This window comes from Mangrovimonas spongiae, assembly GCF_003944795.1.
GTDB classification, from domain to species: domain Bacteria; phylum Bacteroidota; class Bacteroidia; order Flavobacteriales; family Flavobacteriaceae; genus Mangrovimonas; species Mangrovimonas spongiae.
In genome coordinates, this window is record NZ_RWBG01000004.1 from 1 (window position 1) to 25851 (window position 25851).

Here is a 25851-nt window from a genome sequence, read left to right on the forward strand (position 1 = left end):
GTTATTAGAAGCGATGAAAAAGAATAATTAAAAAACAGTCTTAATGACATTAATACGATTATTGATACTCCAAGAATTCTTTCGGTTTGTTTCATTTGGTCAGTTTGTTTTGTATGTATGCCAACGGTTTTGTGTATGGCTCGTTGCGGGAAATCCGCGAGGATTTTCCGCCGTGACCGAAAGATAGCAAATTGCAATGAATTCCGATTAGGAATTCAGCCGCAATGAGCTATACACGTTGTTGGTAACAGTATTTTATTCATTTATTTCATACAATTTACCTTTTTCTATTAAGAATTCTTTTGGTTTTTCAATATCACTTAATAAGTTTTTTAATAAATCTATACTTATATCAAAATTGCTATTATTTTCTTTCTGTATTTCGTATACATAATTATACTTTATAATTATTTCGTCAACTATTTCATCTTTCTTTTTCTCTTTACCAATAAACCAATCATACCATTTAAAATTATCCACGTTAATTTTAAATAACTCATCTTGATTGTCTAATAGGCTAGCAAAAATTTTTGAATAGTCTTTTTTCATTTCTTTAAAATCACTTATGACATTGTTTATTATAATAGGGTTATATTCGTTTGCATAATTAAACTCTAAAATTTTACCAAAAACAAATAATTCCTGAAGTGAAAAATAATATTTTATATTTTTTTGATATTCTGTAGTACTGTCTTTTTCAATTTTTTTTAGTGCATTTTTATAAAAGTGAATCAGTTCATAAATTTTAATGTTTTGAGATATTATGTTTGATAACATTGCATTTCTATAGTTTTCATTATCCTTCATCAAATCATATTCACTAAATGCTCTTTTGAAAAAAATTATCATTGCTTCAATTTCAGCATTTTTCTTTATAAATTCAAAATCAATGAGAGTATCTAATTTCCTGTCAATTTTCTCTAAATTAGCGTTTATTTTAGCAAGGTAGTGTTGTTTAATTATCATATTTCCTGCACTATAAGCTAATAATGGTGCAGCTAATAATAAATTTGAAAAATAAGCACCGTGTTTTACAATTTGTCCACCATTCATTATCGCAGTTCCTTGTCCACCACCTATTTGCATTACAGAGCCTGCTATTCCACTTGGGAACTTAAAAACATATGAATTCGCTAACAAACCGCCAGATAAAAATTCAGGAATACTACCTATTGCTTGTAAAATTCTATTTGGTTTATCATCTATTATTTTTGAATTTTTTATTGATAAGTTATCAGTTGGATTTAATTTGTTAAATGAGAAAAGGCTTTTATTAGAAATCGTATCAATAATTTTAAATTCGTTTGTTATGGTTTTTTTAGGTTTTAATAGTTGAGAAATTTTCACTAATTCGTTTTCTATTATTTTCCTTTCATTTTGATTGATTTTGTTATTATTTTCAATATTTTTTATTGAACATTCTAGACTAGTAAAATTAGTTTTTATATAGGAAAGTTCTGTTTTTATGTTTTCAGAATTCTTCTTTTCAGAAATGGTCTTAATACTTTCCTCTAGTGATGTAAGATTAGATTTTAATTCTAAAAATTCGGTTTGAATCATTTTGGAATTTTTACCAAATCCTAGTTTTATAAAAAGCTTTTTTATTATGTTCATATGTTTGTTGTCATATTGTTACCAACGGTTTTGTGTATGGCTCGTTGCGGAAAATCAGCTATGATTTTCCGCCGTAACCTAAAGATAGCAAATTGCAATGAATTCCGATTAGGAATTCAGCCGCAATGAGCTATACACGTTGTTGTGTGCTGGCTTTATCTTTTTTTAGGTCATTTCTAATTACTTGAATAAGCATTAATATTGTAAATAATCCAATAAGAATAGGTGCAATAAATAATAGCCATTCAAATATTGATTTAGGGTTTAAAATTTCAAATACTTTTTTTATTAAATAAAATTCAAATGCAAATGGGAATAGAATTAGGATAAATCCTGTCGGAATCCAGAAGAAGTAAGTTATACAACCAATTGAATCTAATTTCCGTTGAGAGTGATGTTTGTCAATCGAGTCAGTTATTGAAAATGGTTTTAGTCTGTCATTCAAGAATGATTTCACATCAATGCCAAATAATTCCGCAGTCAGTAATTTAAAAGTCCTTTTTTGCTCAACTAAATCAAACCAAATCATTAAATATTTGTAATAAACAAACGTGAATACAGTCGGAATTAGACTTAAAGCAATTTTACTGTCAATAATTTTTAAAGGTCCAATCGAAATTTCCGATATTTTAGTTTCCATTAGAAGCGGAAATGCTAAAGCTGTCAATAGTAAAACTAGAAAATGTTTTCCCATTGACTTTCTGTTGTCATCAATTCTGTGGTCTAAAATGTTCAAGTATTTTTCTCTTGAACTTTCAGATTTTAGTTCTTCTTTAATTAATGATTGAATTTTCTCGTCTTTACTCAAATTTTGTTTTTTTCAGCTTGCACACAACTCGTTATATCAACATAAAAAGTCACGATATCCAGACTTTTTGCTAGGTAAAACGAGAGTTTTTATTATCGTTAACGTTCAGTTAGCAAAATATAAAAATTATAACATTTTACCAATACGTAGAAATGCGTATTTAAATACACTTTCAGTATTAATCATATCTAAAACCAATCGACTTTTACTTTTTAAAATTCAATATCTATACTTTGGTTTTAATGTTTAAACATATTGTAAACCACCTACTCTCATTAACAAAAAATATGTGTAATTATATATTTTAAACAATCCCTTTATATTTTACCTATATTAGCTTCTTTAAACGACTAAACAGGACATTAAAAAATGAAAAAAATTTTATTAGCACTTTTGTTAGGGGTAACAATAGTGGGCACAGCACAAGAAAAAGTACTACTTCGTTTAAACTATGAAAAAGGCCAACAGTACACTATGGATATGAATATGGCTCAGGTTATGGGTGTTGGTGTAATGACAAACGATATGCACATTCAAATGAAATATAACATTACTAGCGTTTCAGGTAATACGTATGAAAGTAGTGCGAAAATTACCAAAATGGCTATGGAGATGAATCAATCAGGGATGAGTATATCGTACGATTCAACAAAAAATGAAGACGAGTTAAGTGAAACAGGAAAAATGATGAAGTCTAAAATGGATCCTATGTTATCTGCTACAATTATGACTAAAGGAGATGACTTAGGTAATATTTTAGAAACAACGGTTGATCCTAGTGATATTGAAGGCGCAGAAGATTTTGCAAAACAATCTAATAATGTTGTTTACCCTAAAGAGGCTGTTGGAGTAGGTGATACTTGGACAAAAACAACCACTGATGGTGCAATGAATTTTAACTTTACTTATAAAGTGAAATCTATTTCTTTAAAAAATGTTTTAATAGATATTTCTGGAAATGTTACAGGAGCTGCCGAAGGTGATATTACTGGGGCTATGGATATAGATAGAGAATCAGGAATGCCTATAGAATCAAAAATTAATATGACCATGACAGTTCAAGGTCAAGATGCCACGACTAATATGGTGGCTAAGATTACAAAGGGTTAAAGGGTTTAGTGTGAAAAAATACTGTAATTTTGGGCTATGAAATTACCCAAATTTATAGCGTTCTCTTTTTTTTATATACTAGTGTCTACGGTAAGTTATGGCCAATCATTGTCCGATAGTTTGTCGTATTACTATAATGTGGTGAAAACCTCAAAAAACAATGATCAACTTGTTAAAGCCTATGAATTTTACAGGGCTTATGTTAACCACTCAGAAGAGCAAAATCAGGCACAACATACGGTATATGGTTATATTAATTTAGCTATAATTCAAAATCGGTTAGGCGCTTTAAACGATAGTGAACATTCCGCAGTACAAGCACTTCAATTACTAGAGGGCAAACAAGGAGATTGGGTTAATGCAGATAAGTTGCGATTGTACAACCATTTGGGAAGAGTCTATAAGGCCTTAAATAATCCTAAGATTGCTTTAGAATATTACAATAAAGCTTTAGAGGTAGACACTTTTGTTATAGGAAGAAATATCATAAAGAATAATATAGGAACCATCTATATTAAGCAAAAGCGTTATAAGGAAGCTCGACAAATACTACATGTGGCCTATCAAGAAAGTTTAAACTTAGATAATCCTAAAAATAAAGCTAGAATCTTAGGTAATTTAGGAGAAGCCTTATCTAAGCTCAATGATACAACTGCTATAACAAAGCTAAAATTATCTTTAGGTCTACGGCAACAATTAAACGATAAGCCCGGTGTGTTTACAGCCTATAATCACTTATTAAAACATTATGTTCATCATAATGAAATAGCTTTGGCCAAAACGTATCTGGATACAATGTTACAAATGGCGCATCAGTCACAAAAAACAGTTTACTTAAAGGAAGCGTTGTCATGGTATGTTAAACTTAATAACGATAGTTTGGTTACGCAATACGGACAACTGTTGGATAGTATAAGAGCGACCCAATTAGCCGCAGAAAACAAATATATTGCTAGAAAATATGCCTACGAACGTCAAAAACGTATAGCTAAACAACAAGAGTTAATTGCCGAACGCCAAAAACGCTTAAAAACTATCTATCAAGCGGTTGGTGGGATTATTGTTGTTGTTGCTATTGCCATACTGTTGGTTTATCGTGAAAAGCACAAAAAGGATACATTGAAGAATATTTATCAAACCGAAACAAATATTGCCAAACGTGTTCACGATGAAGTTGCTAATGATGTGTATAAGCTTATGGCAACCATTCAAAAAAATCCTAATAATGATGTGTTAGACAATTTGGAAGCCATGTATTTTAAAACCCGAGATATTTCAAAAGATTTAGGCGATATTAATGTCGACAATAACTTTATCCAGACTTTAGAGGATCTTATTGTAAGTTTTCAAACAGCTCAAGTTACTATTCTGGTAAAAGGTCTTTCTGCAATGTCGTGGGAAGCGTTAGCAAACTATAAAAAAATAACACTATACCGTGTATTACAAGAATTGCTAGTTAATATGCGAAAACATAGTCAAGCGACTTTAGTGGTGTTAAACTTTACACAGCAAGGAAAAAAAACTAAAATAACCTATACCGATAATGGTGTTGGTGGAAAGATTGAAGCAGGCAGCGGACTTCAAAATGCGGAAAACCGTATAAAAAACTGTAATGGAACATTTACTTTTGACATTATGCCTAGTAAAGGGTTTAAAGCCGAAATAACCATATAAATGTTTAAAAAAGTATTAATTGTTGATGATTTAATGAGTATTAATCTAGGGGTTAATGCCATGCTTAAAAATGGCTATACGCAAAATGTTGTGTATGCACATTATTGTGATGAAGCTATATTAAAACTAAAACGTGCCGAGCAAGACGGGGAACCTTTCGATTTGCTTATTACAGATTTGTCCTTTAAAGAAGACCACAGAGAGCAAAAACTAAAAAACGGCGAAGATCTTGTCATGACTGTAAATATGACTTGGCCAGATTTAAAGGTCATTGTGTATTCGATAGAAGATAAAATTCAACGCATACGACGTTTAATACATCAATACCAAGCTAAAGCCTATGTTTGTAAAGGACGATATGGTCTTAAGGAGTTAGAACAAGCTGTTGCAGCTGTGAATAAAAATAGTACCTACCTGTCACCTTCAGTAGAAACGGCAGTCAATGGGCAAGAAGTTAACGAAATTGATGATTTTGATGTATTGTTACTAAATGAATTAGCTTTAGGGCTTAGTCAAGATGAAATTAGTAAACAGTTTAAGGAAAAAAAGATAACACCAAGTAGTTTAAGTAGTATAGAAAAACGCTTAAACAAATTAAAAATACAATTACAAGCTAACAATTCCATTCATTTAGTGGCTATTGCAAAAGATATGGGAATAATTTAATAATGTTACGGAAACCCGTAAGTATTTATTAATTAAAGTCTATAGATTTGTGTAACTATTAGTCAGTTAAAGGGGGCAAAATAGTAAGCGCTATTCGTAATTTACGGAGGCGCTTTTTTTATGGGGTAATTATATTAGAAGTAACTTTTAAATAAAAATTTGGTTTGAATTTCATAATTTTGTATTATGAAAACAAAAACACAACGTTCGGTATCGCCTTTTAATAGTGAGTTAAAGTTAAAAGGCTTTAATGTCTTTAGAATCGAAGAAGATAGTAGTGCTACTAAAATTTACAGTCGTAAAGATTTTTATAAAATTTGCCTAACTACAGGTAAGAGTATAATTCACTATGCAGACAGAAGTTACGAGCAAGAAGGAACTATTCTCTTTTTTGGAAATCCGCATGTGCCATATTCTTGGGAAACACTTTCTACAACTTATGTCGGTTATACATGTTTGTTTTCTGAAGAGTTTTTGCAGTTATCAGAACGATCAGATAGCTTGTTGCAATCACCTTTGTTTAAATTAGGTGGAACACCAGTTTTAAAAATAACTGAAGAGCAGCGTTTGTTTCTGAATGGTATCTTCGAGAAAATGATGCAAGAACAACAAACAGATTATTCCTTTAAAGACGATTTAATCAGAAATTATATTCAGTTAATTCTACATGAAGCCATGAAAATGCAGCCATCAGAACAGGCTGAGAAACATGCTAATGCAGCATCACGTTTAACATCGGTCTTTTTAGAGCTTCTAGAGCGTCAATTCCCTATTGAGACAGCAGATTCGCCATTAATGCTTACTACTGCACAGCAATATGCAGATCAATTATCGGTGCATGTTAATTATTTAAACCGAGCAGTGAAATCAGTTACAGGAAAATCGACATCGACACATATTACCGAGCGAATAGTTAACGAAGCTAAAGCGTTGTTGCAACATACAAATTGGAATGTTAGTGAGGTTGGTTATGCTTTAGGGTTTGAATATCCTACGTACTTCAATAATTTCTTTAAAAAGCAAACTGGGTTAACGCCTAAAACGGTTAGAGTTTAAATAAGTTTGAATTTTATAATTTTTGATTTGATTTTCGTTATCCGGTAATAGGTTAGCGAAAGTATCTTTGTACCATAGTTTTAAGTTGAAGATATGAGTACAGAAAACACTAATACTATTTTTGATAGAATACTATCTGGGGAAACAGTTTCTTTTAAGGATCCAGAATATTATAAGTTGCCAGAACAGTCAGAGCGCGCTATAGCAATTTTAGCAGATTTAAATGCTTCTAAAACTATTAATGATATTAGACAGCATTTAGGCAAACTTATCCAAAGCGAAATTGATTCTACTACAACCATATATACACCTTTTAGTGTCAACTACGGGAAAAATCTAAAACTTGGTAAGAATATATTCATAAATCAAAATTGTCAAATCTTAGATTTAGGTGGAGTTACCATTGATGATGATGTTATGATCGGTCCAAGAGTTAACCTTCTGTCTGAAACACATCCTTTGGATCCAGAATCTAGAGAGGCATTGATAGGAAAACCAATTCATATTAAAAAAGGGGCATGGATTGGTGCTGCATCAACAATATTACCAGGAGTAACTGTTGGTGAGCATGCTATTGTAGCGGCAGGAGCTGTGGTGTCTAAAGATGTTCCGGATAGAACTGTAGTGGCTGGTATTCCTGCGAAAATTATAAAAAACATATAGAAAATACATGAAAAAGAGAAGTTTAGTATTAATAACAATGGCCGTGACGCTTTCATTTGCGAAAGTGTCTGGTCAAAATTTAAATGAAAATCAAAAAGAGATGAGTACAGAAAAAGATCAGTATACTTTTGAATTGAGTAAAAATGTAACTCGCGAAAAAGTATCATTTAAAAACAGATATGGAATTACTTTGGCTGGTGATTTATACAGTCCAAAGAATAAAGAAGGAAAATTATCAGCTCTAGCAATTAGCGGACCTTATGGTGCCGTAAAAGAGCAAGCTTCAGGTTTGTATGCTAATCAAATGGCAGAGCGCGGATTTGTGGTGTTGGCTTTTGATCCGTCTTATACAGGAGAAAGCGGTGGCGAACCTCGTCACGTAGCCTCACCAGATATCAATACTGAAGATTTTAGTGCAGCAATAGATTTCTTAGGCTTGCAAGAAAATGTTGATAGAGAAAAAATAGGAATAATTGGTATTTGTGGTTTTGGAGGCTTCGCTTTAAACGCTACAGCAGTTGATAAGCGTGTAAAAGCTGTAGCAACTACAAGTATGTATGATATGTCTAGAGTAACCGCTAAAGGGTATTTTGATTCTACAACACCAGAGCAGCGTTCGGAAATGTTAGAGCAAATGAGCCAACAAAGATGGGTGGATGCAGAAAAAGGAACTTCAGAATTGTCAGGATTAGGATTGCCTGAAAAAATTGAAGGTAATGAGCCAGAGTTTGTACAAGGGTATTTTAATTATTACAAAACAAAAAGAGGCTTTCATCCACGCTCCATAAATTCTAATAGCTCTTGGACAAAAACCAATGCGTTTTCTCTAATGAATATGCCAATTTTAACGTATATTAAAGAGGTTTCCCCAAGACCAATACTTTTAATTGCTGGTGAAAATGCGCATTCAAAATACTTTAGCGAAGATGCCTATAAAGCAGCACAAGAACCAAAGGAACTAATGATTATTCCTGGCAAAGTGCATACAGATTTATACGATCAGTTAGATGTGATTCCGTTTGATAAGTTGGAAACATTTTTTACGGAAAACTTAAAATAATACAATATGGCTCTAAATATTTAGAGCCATTTTTTTAATCAAATATAAGATGGTGTTTGCAATGAAATCTTTGATTCAACTTTCAGTTTTAGGCTTGTTTTAAGTTTTTTAGCATTAAAAGCTGAATTTAAAGAAGATGTTGTGCAGCAAAAAACGATAAAAGATATGAAGCTAAAAATCACTTTTTCTAATGTAGAGCTTACAGCTACTATGTATGATAATCCAACGTCAAGAGATTTTATTTCTATGTTGCCCATAACAACAGAATTAGAAGATTATGCCAGTAACGAAAAGATTTTTTATCCTGAAGAAAAACTTACAAAAGAAGGCGCTCCATCAGGATATGAGCCAAAAACAGGAGATATAACTTACTATGCCCCTTGGGGAGATGTGGCGATTTTTTATAAAGATTTTAGTTATTCTTCTGGGTTAATAAGTATTGGAAAAATACATGGTGATGGTATTAAAAAGCTGAAAAATGTGGGGAATGAAAAAGTAACTTTTGAATTGTTAGAAGAGTAATATATCGAAATTAACATAAACAAACAGATCTAAATTTCATCTGTTGGTTTGAATATTGTAATTATAAGTTTGAATGTTTTAAGTCTTTCTTGTCATGTTTTTTGTAATTTAGTTTTGTCTTTTAAGTTGTTTAAATAAAGCCTTTTGTGAGGTTTATTTGCGTCTTGAAGAAGATGGTTTAAGTATAAAATAATGCTTATTTCCCTTAATTAAAGGTTGAGCTTTAGAGTTTGAATCTTATAAAAAACAATAATTAACTTAAAAATAAATACTATGAAAAACTTAATACTTACAATTTCTGTTTTGTCAACATTGCTAATACAGAGTTGTCAAGAACACCCTAAAAAAGTAGAAACCACAGACCTTAAAGAAGCTGCTAATTCTGTAACTACAGAAATGTCAGATTCTAAAACAGATTTTATTTTTCCAAAAGGACAAAAAGGGACCGACAAGTTTTTTACAGGGAATGCCTATAATACGGGTTTGGTAGCTATGGATTCAACGTTTACAACTTTAGTTGGGAATGTATATTTCGAGCCTAGTGCTAGAAGTAACTGGCATACACATCCAGGAGGTCAGATATTAATTATTACTGATGGTGAAGGCTACCATCAAATAGAAGGTGAACCTATTCAGATTATGAAAAAAGGAGATGTTATAAAGTGTCCGCCAAATACAAGACACTGGCATGGGGCAAGTCCAAACAAAGCATTGCAACAAATGTATATAGTACCTAACACGGAAAAAGGCATAGTTGATTGGCTAGAACCGGTTACTGATGAGCAATATAATAACTTTTAATACTTGATATTATGAAAAAACAAGATAAACAACTAGACGGATCACACTCTAGAAGGCAATTTATTCAAACATCAGCAATAGCTGGAGCAGGAATGGTGTTAGGAGGAACTATGAAAGCTTTTGCAGATGAATCAACTAACGCGGAAAACCATACTAGCATGATAGATATAACAAAAAATATAAAAACAAGAGGCTATGCCGCTACAGATGAATCCGGGCAACTAAGTCCTTACGAATTTGAGCGTAGACCTGTTGGCGATGACGATATTTTAATCGACGTTAAATTTGCTAGTATATGTCATTCAGATATTCATCAAGAAAAAGGACACTGGGGAAAACAACAATATCCACAAGTTCCTGGTCATGAAATTGTTGGTGTTGTTACAGCTGTAGGAAGAAATGTAACCAAGTTTAAAGTAGGTGATAGAGCAGGTGTTGGTTGTATGGTAGATAGTTGTATGGAGTGCAACAGTTGTAAAGCTGGTGAAGAGCATTTTTGCGATCGCGGCGAAACCGTTTTTACTTATGGTTACCCATTGGAATCCGAACCTACAGGGATTTCTCAAGGCGGTTATTCTAATAAAATAGTGGTAAGAGATCATTTTGCCGTTCATATTCCAGAACACATTAGCTTTCAAGAAGCAGCACCATTATTATGTGCGGGTATTACAACATATTCCCCATTAATGGATGCACAATTAAAAGTTGGTGAAAAAGTTGGAGTTGCTGGTATTGGTGGATTAGGACATATGGCAGTGAAGCTAGCAGTATCTAAAGGTGCAGAAGTTTATGCATTTACGACGTCTCCAGATAAGGTTGATGATATTAAATCTTGGGGAGCTAAAGAAGTTATTGTTGTAGATGAAGCATTTAAAAATATGCAAGCTTATGCTAAAACTCTAGATTATATGATTTGTACAATTCCTTACGAATTTAATATAACCCCATATATTTTCTGTTTAAAACCTGGAGGTACATTTACATTTGTAGGAATGCCTATTAAGTCCGAGATTACCATAAACAACTTAATGTTAGCCTTTGCGCGCGTTAATTTTAATGCGTCTTTAATTGGTGGAATTCCAGAAACACAAGAAGTAGTTCACTACTGTGCGGATAATGGTATTAAACCAGAAATTCAAGTTATTAAAGCCGAAAATATAAATGAAGCATGGGAAAAAGTGGTTAACAAAGAAGCACGCTATCGTTATGTAATTGATGCCGCTACTTTTTAATAATTAAAACAATATAACAATGAAAATTTATAGAAATGGTGAAATTCCTTCCATGAAGGGACCAAAAGAATGGTTTACTGGTGATGTTATAGTAGATCCATTATATCAAAATATTGAAAACGTCACTAAAGGAGCTGCCGCTCTTGTTACGTTTAGTCCAGGCGCACGAACAGCTTGGCATACACATCCTGCGGGACAAACATTAATTGTACAATCTGGACTAGGGTGGATTCAACGTGAAGGCGGACCTATTGAGGAAATTCGTCCTGGCGATATCGTGTATTTCGAACCTAATGAAAAACACTGGCATGGTGCTTCAGCCAATAAAGCTATGAGCCATATTGCTGTTCAAGAAGAAGTTGAAGGAGAAGTGGTTACTTGGATGGAACAAGTAACAGACGAACAATACTCAAAATAATTAATGATAAAAAAATGGATACTTTAACAAACACCGATATAACAGAAATAGCAGAGCGTAACGATTTTCATATTGCTCCTTTTCGCGAAGATGGTGAAACTTATGGTACATTAACGTGGATTTGGTCTGTTGAGGTTGAAGGAAACTTATATGTGAGAGCCTACAATGGCGTTAATTCGCGTTGGTATAAATCGGCTATATCTCAAAAAGCAGGTAAAATAAAAGCAGCAGGTAAAGAAAAAAAAGTGCAATTTGAACCTGTTTTAGGTCATATCAATGAAAAAATAGACGAAGCTTACAGGAAAAAGTATGCCACAAGTTCTTATTTAAATTCCATGATAAGTGATAGAGCAAAAGCAGCAACAGTTAAGGTTTTTTAAATGAGAGAAAGACAGCAAGGTCTTTTAGCTATTTTAACAGCAAATACTATTTTTGGTCTTAATATTCCAGTTACAAAAGCATTAATGGATAACTGGATGACGCCTTTGGGATATACAATTACCCGCATGTTTTTTGGGGTTCTTATATTTTGGCTCATCAGCTTGTTCTTGAAAAAAGAACGCGTCAATAAAAAAGATTTTCCTATTATATTTATAGGTGGGCTTATGGGGTTCGTGGGAACACAATTCTTATTTTCGCAAGCCCTAGAATATACAACACCAGTTATTTTTTCGTTGTTAATGGCGCTTACTCCCGTTGTAGTTTTAGTGTTGTCCACCATTTTTTTAAAAGAAGCTATTTCTATAAAAAAAGTATTAGGAATATTACTAAGTATTTCTGGAGCTATCTTAATTATTGTTTTAAATAATACTGAGAGTAACCTTTCTACAAATCAGTTTTTAGGTATTTTATTCTCACTTATGTGTGTGTTTTGTTATGCAGGATATTTAGTGCTAACAAGAAAAGTTTCTATGAAATACAGACCTGTTACTATTGCTAAATGGATGTTTTTAGTGTCGGCTTTAGTTGCCTTCCCTTTTAGCTTTCAAGAATTGAATCATCAAGCTATTTACACTAATGAGGCTACTGTAATGTCGTATTTGTTTTTGGTATTTGCATTGCTTTTTTCAACGACTTTGGCCTTTTTTTTAATGCCTTATGCTTTAAAACGATTAGAAGCAAGCACTGTAAGTATTTTTATGAACTTACAGCCCATTATAGCTTCTGTGGTAGCTATGATTGTGGGGCAAGATGTATTTACTTGGGATAAACCTTTAGCTGTTATTTTAGTTGTTATTGGGGTGTATATGGTAACTCATAAAAAGAAATCGAAAGGATTAGTTAAGGTAAGAGGTTAGTAGGTTTTTTATTAATTATTTTTCAATCATTAGGTTTTCTATGTACCTAAAAGCAGAAGCTATAAGATTTTTTCGATTTTTAGCCTTTTGTTTAAAATAATCTAAATGGGTTTCTTCCAGTTTTTTTCCTTTTATAAAAACAGTTTTAGGGGTTTGCATAGTTGAGAGGTTTGATAAAGGATTAGCATCAACGAGTAAGAGGTTTGCTACTTTGCCTACTTCAATGGTTCCCATGTTATTCATAATTTTGTGAGTTTGAGCTGCATTTACTGTAGCTGTTTTTAATACGTCGTAATTAGAAAGTCCGGCTTCTTTGTAAAAGGATAATTCTTTATGGATAGAGTACCCGGGTAGGGTAATCCCAATACCTGCATCAGTGCTACAAATAATTGGAACACCAGCTTCATGAAGTTGTTTAATTATTTTTAAATGAAAATCGTGTTGGTCTTTTATTCTGTTAACAATCATTTTGTCTTCAAGTTTTGCATTATGCCAACGACTAAATTGAGCTTTACCATCTACCATTTTAATAAGCGGATTCATGAAGCTCATTTGTTCTGAGTTTAAAATAGTATCGTTAATAAGCATTTGATAAATGTTGTTGTAAACAACTAAGGTTGGGCTAAAAGCACTATGTTTCGATTTTGAAAAACTTGTAACAACTTTTTTTAGCATTAGGGTGTCTAATGTATAGTTTAATGGTTGCTGTACGATATCTTCGGTATGCTCAATTGATTTTATTTGAGGGTTAAAATGATAGGAGTAAGCAACTTTTTGAGATGGGTGCGCTACAATATCTATGTTGTTAATTTTTGCTTCGTCTATAATGGCGTCAAAAATATTTTCGGTTAACCCATAATAGGTTTTTATAAAATCGTAGCCTTTTTTCTTGTATGATATCACTTTTTCTTTAGCTTGTTCTGGGGTAGTTAAGTTTAAATTATCGTCACCTATAAACTCTGGTCCGGTTAGTTTTGGGCTTGAAGTGAATATTATCGGGGTGACAATTTTATTGTTATTAATATCCTCTTTAAGCCTTAAGTGCATAGGCATGCCCCATAAGTTTCTTACTGCAGTAACACCATTGGCTAGATATAATCCAAGCTCATATTTATCCCAAATATGTACATGCATATCTATAAGTCCTGGGGTAAGGTATTTTCCTTGAGCGTTTATAACAGTAATATTGGTTGTGTCAATTTTATGCGAAATAGTGTTAATAATACCTTCTTTAATGTAAATCATTTTATTAGTTAAAACAGTATCTGTTTTCATTGGAATAATATTTGCATTTTTAATGATGAAGGTGTTTTTCTCAGGAAGCTTATTTGTATTAAGGTAACTGGTTTTTTGACCATCAATTAAAATGATAGTTACTATTATTAAAATCAAACAACTAATAATAAAGAAGGTGGCTTTAAGGAGTTTTTTTAATAATTTCATTTTAAAAATGTAGTTGTGAGTTGATAAATAAATTTTTACCATGTGAATTTATTTACAAAAAACTAAAAACACAAACGAAAAGTTTTATAAAAGATACGGTAAAATGTTTGTATATGTTTCTTTTTTAGGGTGATATAAGTCATTTGGTGGGTTTTAGATATAGCGTATTTTAGGGTGGGAAAACTTAAAATTAATATTATGAAGACAACTAAAGGTAATATTACAAAAAGGATTTTTTGGGTTTTATTAATTCTATCAATAGTTATTGGTTACATTTTTTACAACTTTTTACAGGGTCAATTTAGTTTGAAATTTCTTATTTTTTTCTCAGGCGTTCCTTTTTTATTATTTGCAACAGGAGCCTTTGGTTTATTATGGCCAAAAATTAAACCAAAAGGCGATGAGATTTATATAACACACGCTTTGGTAGTAGGGGTGATTTTTATTGTATTGTTTTTTATTCATGTCTGGATTATTTTGCCTCATATTTGTCCAGATTTTGGTTCTTGCTTAGGTGTTTAGTTTTTCGATAAAAACTTACTTCTTTTTAAAAATCCACTTTCTAAAAATTAAAATACCATTGGTTATCTTTTTTCTTTTTGAAAGTGTAACAGGAATCCCTAAAGTGGCTAATAAAGCAATAGCTGCCGATGTGCCAAGTGCGCCACCATATCCATTAAAAAAATGACTTGCATTTAGGTAAATAATACTAAATAATATTCCAGCAATAATTAACCAACTATAATGTGTTATAGCTTTGGAAGATACCATGCCAATAAAAGAAGCGCCAATAAAAGCAGGAGGAATATTTTGAGTTAAGTAATTGTTGAGGATGTCTGGAAACCAGAAAAAGAATAGTCCTACAGCTAACGAGAGTAGTGCAGATGCCCTAACAGCTCCCTGTTTTAAATGCTCGTTTACAAAAAAAGTAAGTGTAGCGCCTAAAATTCCAGTTATGATAATAATTAAGGTATTCATTTTAAAATCCAATAAATTAATGATGCAATAACAACGCCTGCAAAAGCAATGGTTCCTAATTTACCTCCAATACCCAAGAATAGATTTTTTGAAAGTAATAAAAGTACGCCTGCAAAAATTCCAGCAGATAATACAAATCCTATAGAAGGGGCTATTTCAGTACTAGACATACCAATAAAAGTGCCACAGTAAATTACTGCAGGAAGTTTTTTAAGATAACTAGACGATTTGTTTATTATTGGTACAAACGAGGCTACGGTACCTACAGCACTTGCCGAAATAACACTTCCTAAACCCGCATAAATATTTAGGGCATAACAGGCTAGTGCTCCAACAGGAACCCAAACAACCACTAAAAGTTTGTCGTAGGCATGTTTTTCATGATGTAGGTCTAACTCTTTGTACGCAAACCACATAATGCCTGTAATAGCAAGAGTTATTAGGACTATATCTATGGCACCTGTGTTGTATTTTTCTTTTACAATCATGGTTAAAAACACAGTTTGTAAAATTAAAAACAGGATAATTACAAAAAACCTAATGGCTTTATGTTTTTTCATAAGATGCACTTAATTTTAGGGTGTAATATTATAAGTTTTGTAGTGTTTTTACAATACGATTGTATACAAATTTTGGAAACCATATTTTTTTATCAAAAAAGCTTCCACTTCCATGTGTAAAGAGACATGTTGTATTTTTAAGCTAAACTTTAAGAAACGGCTAGTTGTATTAAAGTAACAATCCCTATAAAAAATATAAAGAGTAAAGAGAGTTTTCGGAATTTAGTTTGTGGGATATAATTTAAAATCCTTTTTCCTATGTAAGACCCTAGTATTCCAATAACAAATAGAAAAGGGACATACTTTAAATCATGATTATGAATGTATCCATTATTGTAATAGACAAAAGTTCTCGAGAAATCAATCATAAAATCTATAAAAGCAGAGGTGGCAATAAATACACTTTTCTCTAAATTAAATGCAGCCATAGTAAGTCCTCTAATAGCACCGCCTGTTCCTAGCAATCCGGCAGAAAACCCAGAGAAAGCACCTCCTGCAATGGCGTTTTTTTTATTTGGTGCAAGAATTAAATTACTTTTAATAAGGAATAACAAACTTAATCCTACCAAAAATAATCCTAAAAATATTTTAAGGAGAACACTATCAAGTACTTTAGATAAAATACCGCCAACAATTACAAAAACAACAGAAGGTAAACCAATGTATAATAATAGTTTTTTATCTAGTCCTTTTTTAAATAAGAAAATCTTACTCAAATTACTAGATAAATGAAAAATAGCAGTTAGCCCTAAAACCGAATAAAAGTCAAAATAAAAATTACCAATAGGCACAAAAAACACCGATGATCCAAAACCACCAATGGTGCCAATTATTTCGGCACCTAGCGCCAATAGCAAAAAAATAAAGTTAATATCTTTCATGTTAGGCTAGGTTTTTTTGGTAACAATTTTTTTGTCATTTAATATCTCAAATGTAACCTAATTATTACAATATCCAGCTTATTTAGTTATTTGCCTTAACGAGTTGTCCTTACGTTAATCGATTTGTTTGTACTTTTGCTTTCTATGAACGATAATTTTACAAACGAATTTTTTGGCATAGGTATTCAAAACGGTAAAACTCCAGAAAACTTAGGCGTACTGTGGCGTACGGCCCAAAATTTAGGCGCCAGTTTTATTTTTACCATTGGCAATCGCTATGCAAAACAGGCTTGCGATACTCATAACGCTGTAAAAGCTATGCCTTACTTTCATTACGATACGTTTAACGAGTTTTTTAATAATCTACCTAAAGGCGCGCGATTAGTTGGCGTGGAACTAACAGAGAGCGCAGAACCTTTAGAAACATTTCATCACCCAAGACGATGTGTGTATTTACTAGGAGCAGAAGACCATGGATTATCTAAACAAGCTATCGAGAAAAGTCATTTTTTAGTCAAATTTAAGTCACAATTAAGTTTAAATGTATCGGTTGCGGGAAGTATTGTTATGTATGATAGAGGAATAAACAAACCAAGGTCGTAACTTTGCCACAAACAAAATTAAAATCAATGGCTCATAAAGCAGGTTTTGTAAATATTATTGGCAATCCTAATGTTGGTAAATCAACATTAATGAATGCCTTTATAGGAGAGAAATTATCTATCATTACTTCTAAGGCGCAAACAACAAGACACCGTATTTTAGGTATTGTTAATGGCGACGATTTTCAGGTGATATTAAGTGATACGCCTGGAATTATAAAACCCGCTTACGAATTACAATCCTCTATGATGGATTTTGTTAAGTCTGCTTTTGAAGATGCCGATGTGTTGGTATATATGGTAGAGGTTGGTGAAAAAACTTTAAAAGATGCCGACTTTTTTAAGAAGATAACACACTCAAAAATTCCAGTGTTATTGCTTTTAAATAAAATCGATATTTCAAATCAAGAACAATTAGAAGCTCAAGTTGACCATTGGAAAGAGCAGGTGCCTAATGCCGAAATATATCCCATATCGGCCTTAGAAGGATTTAATGTTGAAAATGTGTTCCAGCGTATTGTCGAATTATTGCCAGAATCACCAGCATTTTATCCTAAAGATCAATTAACCGATAAACCAGAGCGCTTTTTTGTAAACGAAACTATTCGCGAAAAAATTCTGTTACATTATAAAAAAGAAATTCCGTATGCCGTTGAGGTGGAAACCGAAGAGTTTTTTGAAGATGAGAATATTATTAGAATTCGTTCTGTTATTATGGTAGAGCGAGATACCCAAAAAGGCATTATTATTGGTCATAAAGGAACTGCTATAAAACGTGTAGGGTCTGAAGCCAGAAAAGATTTAGAGGCCTTTTTTGGAAAACAAATCCACATAGAACTTTATGTGAAAGTCAATAAAAATTGGCGAAGCGACCAAAAACAACTTAAGCGTTTTGGATACAATCAAAAATAAATTTAATCGACTTCGTAATCTAATTTCATGGTAATTGAAGCTGTTTTTTCTTTGGATGAGGTGTTGTAAGTGCCGCCCCAAGAGTATTCTTCGTTGGAGTTTTGCCCCGTAATTTGAAACACCCCCATTTTAGCTGATAATAATTTTCCTAACGTTCCGCCAGAGTTTTCCGAAATTCTTTCGGCGCGTTGTCTAGCATCGGCAGTGGCTTGAGAAATCATCTCTATTTTTAAATCAGATAATTGCGTGTAATAGTAGCGTGGTGGTTGCGAATAAAACTGAATTCCTTTGTTAAGTAATTCGGTAACTTCACGAGAAATATCTTCAACCTTTTCAACATCTTTACTTTCTACTTGAATAGATTGTGTAAGGATGTAGCCTAAAAACTCATTGCCTATATATTTTCCAGAATCACTATATTTTGCTCGGGTGTTTTTTCTGCTTTTAACAGCATCAAAAACTAACTCTTCATCGGTAATTCCTTTCGATTTTAAATAATCGGAAATCACTTTTTTATCTTTCTCCAAGTCACTATAGGCTTGTTGTAGATCACTATTTTCTTTAGAAAAGGAACCTTCCCAAACAATAAGGTCCGATGTGAAATTGGTTTTCCCTAATCCAGTAACCGAGATAGTCCCATCGGTTTTATTTCTATTCATAATAGAATTGCCCAATAAAAAAGCAGCAATGATAATAGCGATTGAAAAAATAGTAGCTGTAAGGTTGTTCTTCATGATGCGTTATTTTAAGTAAATACGATAATTTGAGGTTGAAAAGTTGTTTATTAGGATAAATTTAGGGTTTTTTTCATGAAATTATACAAACGTTTCATGTCTGTTTGTCCTTTTTGTTTGCCAAGTCTTCCAAAAGCATAAAGTACAAACCAAACAACAATCATAAGAAACATTAAAAATATTTGAATTATATAGTCTTGATCAAGGTTATAATTGGTATAAGCCCAAATAGAAAAACCAATAAATAAGGTGGCAACAATAAAATGAAAAAACATAAACATGGTCCAAACAGTAGGGCTAGGGCCAAATAAACCATAAAGTATACTACTTGATTTATCTATATGGTTAATTTCTAAATGAAGTTGTGGTGTCCAAAAATGGCGTTGTTGTATAGGGAGTTTTATAAAAATATGGTCATCTACTCGTGACACGATAAAAGCTTTTTGCGAGGTTTTAACATGTTCAAAAGCTTGTAAAGCTTTATCGTTAGGAATATTAAGTGTTTTCTTAAAACGCGGCCTTAATACTATTTCGTTGGTGTTGGACATTCAAAAGGTTCTTTTTTAGGGAATTAAAATAAGTGTTTTTTCTTAAAATAGGAAACCGTAACTTTGCAACCAATTAAAAGAGCATATGAGTAGCATAGTAGCCATAGTAGGTCGCCCAAATGTAGGGAAATCAACATTTTTTAACAGATTAATACAACGCCGTGAAGCCATTGTTGATGCGGTAAGCGGTGTTACCCGTGATCGTCATTATGGTAAAAGCGATTGGAATGGTAAGGAGTTTTCCTTAATAGATACTGGTGGTTATGTTGTAGGAAGTGATGATGTTTTTGAAGCAGAAATAGACAAACAAGTAGAATTAGCTATAGATGAAGCCGATGCTATCATTTTTATGGTTGATGTTGAAGCTGGTGTTACAGGAATGGATGAAGACGTTGCTAAGTTGCTTAGAAAAATAGACAAACCCGTTTTTCTTGCTGTAAACAAAGTAGATAATGCCAAACGCGCCGAAGATGCTGTAGAATTTTACAGTTTAGGCTTAGGCGAGTATTATACCATTGCTAGTATAAATGGTAGTGGAACAGGCGATTTATTAGATGCTTTGGTTGAAGCTTTACCAGAAAAAGATAAAGAACAAGAAACAGATTTACCACGATTTGCTGTCGTAGGTCGTCCAAATGCCGGAAAATCCTCTTTTATTAATGCGCTTATTGGCGAAGATAGATATATTGTTACCGATATTGCGGGAACCACAAGAGACTCTATAGACACCAAGTATAATCGTTTTGGATTTGAGTTTAATCTGGTAGACACAGCTGGGATTAGACGTAAATCTAAAGTAAAAGAAGATTTAGAGTTCTATTCTGTTATGCGAAGCGTACGTGCTATCGAGCATAGCGATGTGTGTTTGTTGGTTTTAGATGCCACACGTGGGTTCGATGCTCAAGTACAAAACATTTTTTGGTTAGCCGAACGCAATCGAAAAGGCATCGTTATTTTAGTAAATAAGTGGGATTTAGTCGATAAGGACAATTCTACAATGAAAGCTTTTGAAAAGCAAATTAAAAGGGAAATAGAGCCGTTTACCGATGTGCCTATTATTTTCATGTCGGCGCTTACAAAACAGCGTATTTACAAAGCTATAGAAACAGCTGTAACAGTTTATAAAAACCGTAGTAAGAAAATTAAAACCAGAAAACTTAACGATGTATTGCTACCTATTATACAGCATACGCCTCCACCAGCTTACAAAGGGAAGTATGTAAAAATTAAGTTTATTACCCAGTTGCCAACCCCTCAGCCGCAGTTTGCGTTCTTTTGCAACCTACCACAGTATGTTAGAGATCCTTACAAGCGCTTTTTGGAAAATAAGCTTCGCGAGAACTTTGATTTTCATGGGGCTCCAGTAACCGTTTATATGCGAAAAAAATAAGATTTAAGTCTTTTTTAAGAAAAGTCATACGAAAAAGATAATATATTCGTTATCTAATAACTAAGCTAAACGAAACGTAATCAATCAAAATCGTATGAACAGACTACTTGTTGTCTTGGCATTGCTTTGTATATCAATGTCGTTTTCCCAATCAAAACACTTTGAAATTTCAGGAACTTTATTAGCCGAAGAAGATCGTACACCTTTAGAATCAGCAACAGTATATTTACAAAAAGAAAAGGATAGTTCTTTAATTACATACACAATCTCCGATAAGAACGGTGAGTTTATGCTAGAGAACAAAACTAGCGAGAAATCGGCTAATATGTTTGTGTCTTATGTGGGGTACAATACCTACTTTAAAAAAGTAAATTTAGAGAAAGGAAAAATAAATCTTAAAGAAATTTTAATGCAGGTTAACTCTAACGCCTTAGACGAAGTCGTTATAAAATCAGCAGCACCTGTAACCATTAAAAAAGATACTTTAGAGTTTAATGTAAAGTCTTTTAAAACTAAAAAAGATGCCACAGTAGAAGATTTATTAAAACAACTTCCTGGCGTGGAAGTTGATGACGAAGGGCAAATTACGGTAAATGGAAAACCCGTAAATAAAATTTTAGTTAATGGAAAACCATTTTTTGGTGACGACCCAACAATAACCACCAAAAACTTAACTAAAGAAATTATCGATAAAATTCAAGTGGTTGATACAAAATCAAAATCAGAATCCTTTACTGGAGAAACAACCGATGGCGAAAATAAAACCATTAACTTAACCATAAGTGAAGATAAAAACAAAGGCGTCTTTGGGCGTGTAGCAGCTGGCGTAGGAACAGACGAGCGTTACGAAGCTGCAGGTATGCTTAATTACTTTAATAACGATAGGCGATTAAGTGTTTTAGCTGGTGGAAACAACATTAATTCGCCAGGGTTTAGTTTTGGCGAAATACGTAAAATGTTTGGCGGCGCAAGAAGCATGTCTATGTCTAGTAATGGTACATTTACTATAGATGGAAGAACATTTGGTGGTGGACAAGGTATTACCGAATCGAGAAGTATAGGCGCTAATTATGCCGACGTATTAGGAAAAAAGGACAATGTAGATATCTCTGCCGATTATTTCCACTCTGGAAGTAGCTCAGAAAACGAAACTGCGTCGCAACGTGAAAATATTTTACCAGATTCTAGGTATTTTACTAACAGCAACTCGGTATCAAATAGTGATAGCAATAGCCATAGTGTAAATATGGGGTTTGATGTAGAAATAGATTCCACTTTCCTTATAAATGTAGACCCTTCGTTCCGATTTTCAGATGGAAAAACAACATATAACAGTCGTGAGAACTCTAGAAATCAAGATGGACAGTTAACTAACGATTCGTACACCAATTCTTATGTAGAAAACCAAGCAAGAAGCTTTAGTAACCGTTTAAATGTAACCAAACGTTTTGGCGATAAAGGCGGTTATATTAGGATGAATATAAACAACGAAATAAGCACAAGAACATCCGATGATTACTTAAATTCTGAAACCAATATTTATGGTGAAGATGTGACCGACCCTAATAACCCCGATTTTGTGTTAATAGATCAAGAAGCTAGAGATCAATACACCGATTCTGAAAACGAAGTTAATACAATAAGTTCAGGTATCACTTACAGGTTGCCTATTGTGGCTAAAAGCTTGTTTTTAAACTTTCAGTACAATTATAGTCGCAGTAAAACTAACGATGTTAAAACAACGCTGGATAGAAGCGGGACGAGTAACGAGTTTACCGATTTTAATCAAGATTTAAGTACAGATTTCGAGTATTTAGATGAAGAAAGTACACCAGGAATTTCCATTAACTATAATAAAGATAAGTTTTACTCTAGAATAGGTGTGAGCTATTTGTTTAGAACTATGGAAAACACCGATTTTTTAAGGCCGCAATTATCTATTAAGCGCAAATTTGAAAACATGCAGATAAATTCTTATTTAAACTACAGATTTGGCAAAAACTCCTCGGTTTATTTTAATTACCGTTTGCGTAACGAAGCACCGCAATTATCACAATTACAAGCCTTTCAGGATGTGTCTAATCCATTAAATACAGTAACAGGTAATCCAAACTTAGACCCTTCTAATAATCACCGACTTTATTTTGGATTCAATTCTTATAATTTTCAAGATAGAACAGGGTTTTACAGTTATTTTGGCGCACAAATAACAGATAATCAAGTGGTGTCAAAAACTACAATTAACGACGACTTAGTGCGTGAAACAACCTATACCAACGTAAATGGGAACTACAATGTTTATGGTGGTTTTGATTACGATAAACGTATAAAATTAGACTCCATACGAACAGTAAAATTAGGAGTAGGTGTTTACGGTAATTTTAATAGAAGCATCAACTACAATAACGATGTGCAATATGCAGGTAAAGTAAGATCGATATCACCAGAATTAGATGTCACTTTTGAATGGAAAGACATTTTTGAAATAAGACCTAGATACAGCGTCAATTTCACAAAAAACACTTATGATATTGAAGCTTTTGACGATCGCGAATTTTTGTCTCATGAACTTCGATTACGAACAGCCTTTTTCTTACCTAAAAATTTCGAGTGGCGTAACGATATAAATTATGTTTATAACCCTAACGTAGCCGCGGGCTTTCAAAGAAGTGCATGGTTTTGGAACGCGACATTGGCGTATTCTTTCTTAAAGGATAAAATGACAGCGACATTAAAAGTTTACGATTTGTTAGACCAAAATACCAATGCTAGAAGAACGGCAACACAAAACTATATTCAGGATAGTCAAAGTACCGTATTAAAACAGTACTTTATGCTGAGTTTAAGCTGGAAATTTAATAGTCTTGGTAAAAAAGGCGAGGTTAACGACCGAGGTTTTTGGAGGGATTAAATGTAAAGTAATCAGTATAAAGAAAGCCATTTTCAATATTGAAAAATGGCTTTTATTTTTTACCAGCTACCACCAGCGCCGCCACCAGAGAATCCGCCGCCGCCAAAACCGCCACCAAATCCACCGCCAGAGCTACTTCCCCAACCAGAGGAGCCACCATAACTACCACGCCCCATATTGCTTAAAATAATAGCATCCCAAATAGTAAAGTCTTTGTTTTTACGGCCGCCAGAGCCTCCATTGCCGCCATTACGTCTGTTTTTTGATAATGCAATAAGCACAATGATAAACAGAATAAGGAAAGGGAGAAAAGCTCCTATAGGGAACCCATTTGAAGAGTTTTTTTTAGGCGTTCCTTGATATTCTCCTTGTAAGATTTGAAAAATAGCATCGGTGCCTTTATCAAGCCCACCATAAAAATCACCGCGTTTAAATTCAGGAATAATAACGTTTCTAGTAAGTTCTCCGGTAATACCTGCGGTTAATTTATGTTCTACACCGTAGCCAGGAGAAATCCATATTTCTCTATCATCATTTGCAAGCAGTATAAAAACACCATTATCTTCTTTGGCTTGTCCAATGCCCCATTTATGAGCCCATCTAGGAGCTAAAAGCCCAATGTTTTCGCCTTTTGTAGTGGCGATAATGGCGACAACAATTTGTGTTGAAGTGGTATCAGAATACCGAATAAGTTTTTCTTCTAGTTGCGATTTTTGAGAATTAGACAGTAAATTAACATAATCGTAAACGCTTGTTTGTTCTTTTGGTGTGTCTGGAATATCAAATTGCGCAGAGACATAACTCCAGCTTAAAAAACAGACCAAAATACATGCAATTGATTTTATTTGTAAAGTACTATATAATGTTGTTTTGGGCATGAGCTATCCTTTGGAAATATCGTTAGGTAATTCGTTAATGTCTGTATGATGCCAAGGAAAGTAAGTCTCTAATTCTTGACCCGCTTTTAAAATGCCATCAATAAGACCTTGTTTAAAGCGTCCGTGTTTAAAATGTTCTTGAATACTATTTTTGGTGTCATCCCAAAAGTCTTTGGGAACAACATCGTTAATGCCTTTGTCGCCATAAATTACAAAAGCATGATCCTCGACAGCGACGTAAATTAACACGCCATTTTGCTGTTTGGTATTATCCATTTTTAAATAATGAAATACCTCTAAGGCTCGTTGAAACGTATCTTTATTAGCCGTTTTTTCAATATGAACACGTATTTCACCAGATGTATTCATTTCGGCTTGCCTAATAGCTTTTATAATGTCTTGTTCTTCTTGATAAGTAAGAAAATCTTCTACTTTAGACATGGTTATTCAAAATCAAATTCTACATCTACAGGTTGTTCTGCTCCAGCTTCAGCATCAAAATATGGTTTCCCTTCAAAGCCTAAAATGTTAGCAAATACAGAACCAGGGAATTTTTTCACTTGGTTATTATATGGTTTTATGGCTTCGTTATATCGTGTTCTTGCAGTTTGTATGGTATTTTCGGTACTGGTAAGTTCGTCTTGAAGTTTTAAAAAGTTTTGGTTGGCTTTAAGTTCTGGATACCGTTCTACGGTTACCAATAAACTTTTTAAAGCGCCACTTAAACCACCTTGAACTTGATTGTATTGTGCTAATTGTTCTGGGGTGATGTTATTTGGGTCAATACTTATAGATGTTGCTTTTGCGCGGGCTTCAATAACATCGGTTAATGTGTTTCGCTCAAAATCGGCCGCACCTTTTACGGTATTTACAAGGTTGCCTATAAGATCGTTACGGCGTTGGTAAGAGGTTTGTACATTACCCCAAGCTTCGCTTACATTTTCATTGAGTTCGATAGTTGTATTGTTGAAGCTTATTCCATAAATAACAGAGATAATTCCAATAACTACTACAGCGATTATGGTAATAGCTCCACAACCTAGTCCTGCAATAACTCTTTTTTTCATAATAGTGATGTTTTAGTGTTAATGA

28 protein-coding genes are annotated in these 25851 nt (G+C 33.2%); 17 read left to right on the forward strand and 11 right to left on the reverse strand.

The window, feature by feature from the left end:
- Positions 1-255: 255 nt before the first annotated feature.
- Positions 256-1614, reverse strand: coding sequence for a hypothetical protein (locus EJA19_RS08885; RefSeq protein WP_125468021.1), 1359 nt, complete (start codon positions 1612-1614; stop codon positions 256-258).
- Positions 1615-1744: 130 nt separating this feature from the next.
- Positions 1745-2422, reverse strand: coding sequence for a hypothetical protein (locus EJA19_RS08890; RefSeq protein ID WP_125468022.1), 678 nt, complete (start codon positions 2420-2422; stop codon positions 1745-1747).
- Positions 2423-2791: 369 nt separating this feature from the next.
- On the opposite strand from EJA19_RS08890, the gene EJA19_RS08895 reads away from it, so the two are divergent.
- The 12 genes from EJA19_RS08895 to EJA19_RS08950 all read left to right on the forward strand — a co-directional run bounded on the left by EJA19_RS08895 (position 2792) and on the right by EJA19_RS08950 (position 12922).
- Positions 2792-3532 carry a DUF6263 family protein gene (locus EJA19_RS08895; RefSeq protein WP_125468023.1) on the forward strand — a complete coding sequence of 247 codons (741 nt, stop codon included), beginning with the start codon at positions 2792-2794 and terminating at the stop codon, positions 3530-3532.
- 36 nt (positions 3533-3568) lie between these two features.
- Complete coding sequence (locus tag EJA19_RS08900) at positions 3569-5206, forward strand: tetratricopeptide repeat-containing sensor histidine kinase (RefSeq protein WP_125468024.1); 1638 nt, start codon at positions 3569-3571, stop codon at positions 5204-5206.
- Entirely contained in the window at positions 5207-5872 is a 666-nt protein-coding gene (locus tag EJA19_RS08905; RefSeq protein WP_125468025.1) for a response regulator, read from the forward strand.
- A 186-nt stretch (positions 5873-6058) separates the two neighbouring features.
- Positions 6059-6928, forward strand: coding sequence for a helix-turn-helix domain-containing protein (locus tag EJA19_RS08910; protein WP_125468026.1), 870 nt, complete (start codon positions 6059-6061; stop codon positions 6926-6928).
- 93 nt (positions 6929-7021) lie between these two features.
- Complete coding sequence (locus EJA19_RS08915; protein ID WP_125468027.1) at positions 7022-7591, forward strand: sugar O-acetyltransferase; 570 nt, start codon at positions 7022-7024, stop codon at positions 7589-7591.
- A gap of 7 nt (positions 7592-7598) precedes the next feature.
- Positions 7599-8651, forward strand: a complete 1053-nt coding sequence (locus EJA19_RS08920) for an alpha/beta hydrolase (RefSeq protein ID WP_125468028.1) — start codon at positions 7599-7601, stop codon at positions 8649-8651.
- Positions 8652-8816: 165 nt separating this feature from the next.
- The gene (locus EJA19_RS08925; RefSeq protein ID WP_125468029.1) at positions 8817-9173 is read left to right on the forward strand and encodes a cyclophilin-like fold protein; all 357 of its coding nucleotides are present in this window, start codon (positions 8817-8819) and stop codon (positions 9171-9173) included.
- Between the two features lie 273 nt (positions 9174-9446).
- A complete protein-coding gene (locus tag EJA19_RS08930) occupies positions 9447-9974 on the forward strand; it encodes a cupin domain-containing protein (protein WP_125468030.1) in 528 nt (175 codons plus the stop codon).
- A gap of 11 nt (positions 9975-9985) precedes the next feature.
- A complete protein-coding gene (locus tag EJA19_RS08935; RefSeq protein WP_125468031.1) occupies positions 9986-11206 on the forward strand; it encodes an alcohol dehydrogenase catalytic domain-containing protein in 1221 nt (406 codons plus the stop codon).
- A 19-nt stretch (positions 11207-11225) separates the two neighbouring features.
- Positions 11226-11624: a (R)-mandelonitrile lyase gene (locus EJA19_RS08940; RefSeq protein WP_125468032.1), complete on the forward strand. Its 399-nt coding sequence runs from the start codon at positions 11226-11228 to the stop codon at positions 11622-11624.
- 14 nt (positions 11625-11638) lie between these two features.
- On the forward strand, positions 11639-12004 hold the full coding sequence (locus tag EJA19_RS08945; protein ID WP_125468033.1) for a DUF2255 family protein: 366 nt from the start codon (positions 11639-11641) through the stop codon (positions 12002-12004).
- Positions 12005-12922 carry a DMT family transporter gene (locus tag EJA19_RS08950; protein ID WP_125468034.1) on the forward strand — a complete coding sequence of 306 codons (918 nt, stop codon included), beginning with the start codon at positions 12005-12007 and terminating at the stop codon, positions 12920-12922.
- Between the two features lie 15 nt (positions 12923-12937).
- Here EJA19_RS08950 and EJA19_RS08955 read toward each other — a convergent pair whose 3' ends face one another.
- Positions 12938-14365: an amidohydrolase family protein gene (locus EJA19_RS08955; protein ID WP_125468035.1), complete on the reverse strand. Its 1428-nt coding sequence runs from the start codon at positions 14363-14365 to the stop codon at positions 12938-12940.
- Positions 14366-14563: 198 nt separating this feature from the next.
- Between EJA19_RS08955 and EJA19_RS08960 the strand changes: the two genes are divergently transcribed.
- Positions 14564-14887, forward strand: coding sequence for a hypothetical protein (locus EJA19_RS08960; protein WP_125468353.1), 324 nt, complete (start codon positions 14564-14566; stop codon positions 14885-14887).
- Positions 14888-14902: 15 nt separating this feature from the next.
- Here the strand turns inward: EJA19_RS08960 and EJA19_RS08965 are convergent, their stop codons facing one another.
- The 3 genes from EJA19_RS08965 to EJA19_RS08975 all read right to left on the reverse strand — a co-directional run bounded on the left by EJA19_RS08965 (position 14903) and on the right by EJA19_RS08975 (position 16784).
- A complete protein-coding gene (locus EJA19_RS08965; RefSeq protein ID WP_125468036.1) occupies positions 14903-15343 on the reverse strand; it encodes a hypothetical protein in 441 nt (146 codons plus the stop codon).
- Complete coding sequence (locus EJA19_RS08970; protein ID WP_125468037.1) at positions 15340-15903, reverse strand: hypothetical protein; 564 nt, start codon at positions 15901-15903, stop codon at positions 15340-15342. The genes EJA19_RS08965 and EJA19_RS08970 overlap by 4 nt, the downstream gene beginning before the upstream one ends.
- Before the next feature lie 149 nt (positions 15904-16052).
- Positions 16053-16784: a sulfite exporter TauE/SafE family protein gene (locus EJA19_RS08975; protein WP_125468038.1), complete on the reverse strand. Its 732-nt coding sequence runs from the start codon at positions 16782-16784 to the stop codon at positions 16053-16055.
- A gap of 144 nt (positions 16785-16928) precedes the next feature.
- Between EJA19_RS08975 and EJA19_RS08980 the strand changes: the two genes are divergently transcribed.
- Positions 16929-17387: an RNA methyltransferase gene (locus EJA19_RS08980; RefSeq protein ID WP_125468039.1), complete on the forward strand. Its 459-nt coding sequence runs from the start codon at positions 16929-16931 to the stop codon at positions 17385-17387.
- Positions 17388-17413: 26 nt separating this feature from the next.
- Positions 17414-18298, forward strand: a complete 885-nt coding sequence (era, locus tag EJA19_RS08985) for a GTPase Era (RefSeq protein WP_125468040.1) — start codon at positions 17414-17416, stop codon at positions 18296-18298.
- A 2-nt stretch (positions 18299-18300) separates the two neighbouring features.
- Here the strand turns inward: era and EJA19_RS08990 are convergent, their stop codons facing one another.
- Positions 18301-19032, reverse strand: coding sequence for an SIMPL domain-containing protein (locus EJA19_RS08990; protein WP_125468041.1), 732 nt, complete (start codon positions 19030-19032; stop codon positions 18301-18303).
- Positions 19033-19082: 50 nt separating this feature from the next.
- Entirely contained in the window at positions 19083-19580 is a 498-nt protein-coding gene (locus EJA19_RS08995) for a GTP-binding protein (RefSeq protein WP_125468042.1), read from the reverse strand.
- 85 nt (positions 19581-19665) lie between these two features.
- Between EJA19_RS08995 and der the strand changes: the two genes are divergently transcribed.
- Positions 19666-20970: a ribosome biogenesis GTPase Der gene (gene der, locus EJA19_RS09000; RefSeq protein WP_125468043.1), complete on the forward strand. Its 1305-nt coding sequence runs from the start codon at positions 19666-19668 to the stop codon at positions 20968-20970.
- 94 nt (positions 20971-21064) lie between these two features.
- Entirely contained in the window at positions 21065-23881 is a 2817-nt protein-coding gene (locus EJA19_RS09005) for an outer membrane beta-barrel protein (RefSeq protein ID WP_125468044.1), read from the forward strand.
- Positions 23882-23940: 59 nt separating this feature from the next.
- Here EJA19_RS09005 and EJA19_RS09010 read toward each other — a convergent pair whose 3' ends face one another.
- From EJA19_RS09010 to EJA19_RS09020, 3 genes are read right to left on the reverse strand one after another with little or no spacing between them, the layout of a single operon-like run.
- On the reverse strand, positions 23941-24759 hold the full coding sequence (locus EJA19_RS09010) for a TPM domain-containing protein (protein ID WP_125468045.1): 819 nt from the start codon (positions 24757-24759) through the stop codon (positions 23941-23943).
- A gap of 3 nt (positions 24760-24762) precedes the next feature.
- The gene (locus tag EJA19_RS09015) at positions 24763-25200 is read right to left on the reverse strand and encodes a TPM domain-containing protein (RefSeq protein ID WP_125468046.1); all 438 of its coding nucleotides are present in this window, start codon (positions 25198-25200) and stop codon (positions 24763-24765) included.
- 2 nt (positions 25201-25202) lie between these two features.
- A complete protein-coding gene (locus tag EJA19_RS09020; protein ID WP_125468047.1) occupies positions 25203-25826 on the reverse strand; it encodes a LemA family protein in 624 nt (207 codons plus the stop codon).
- Positions 25827-25851: the final 25 nt, after the last annotated feature.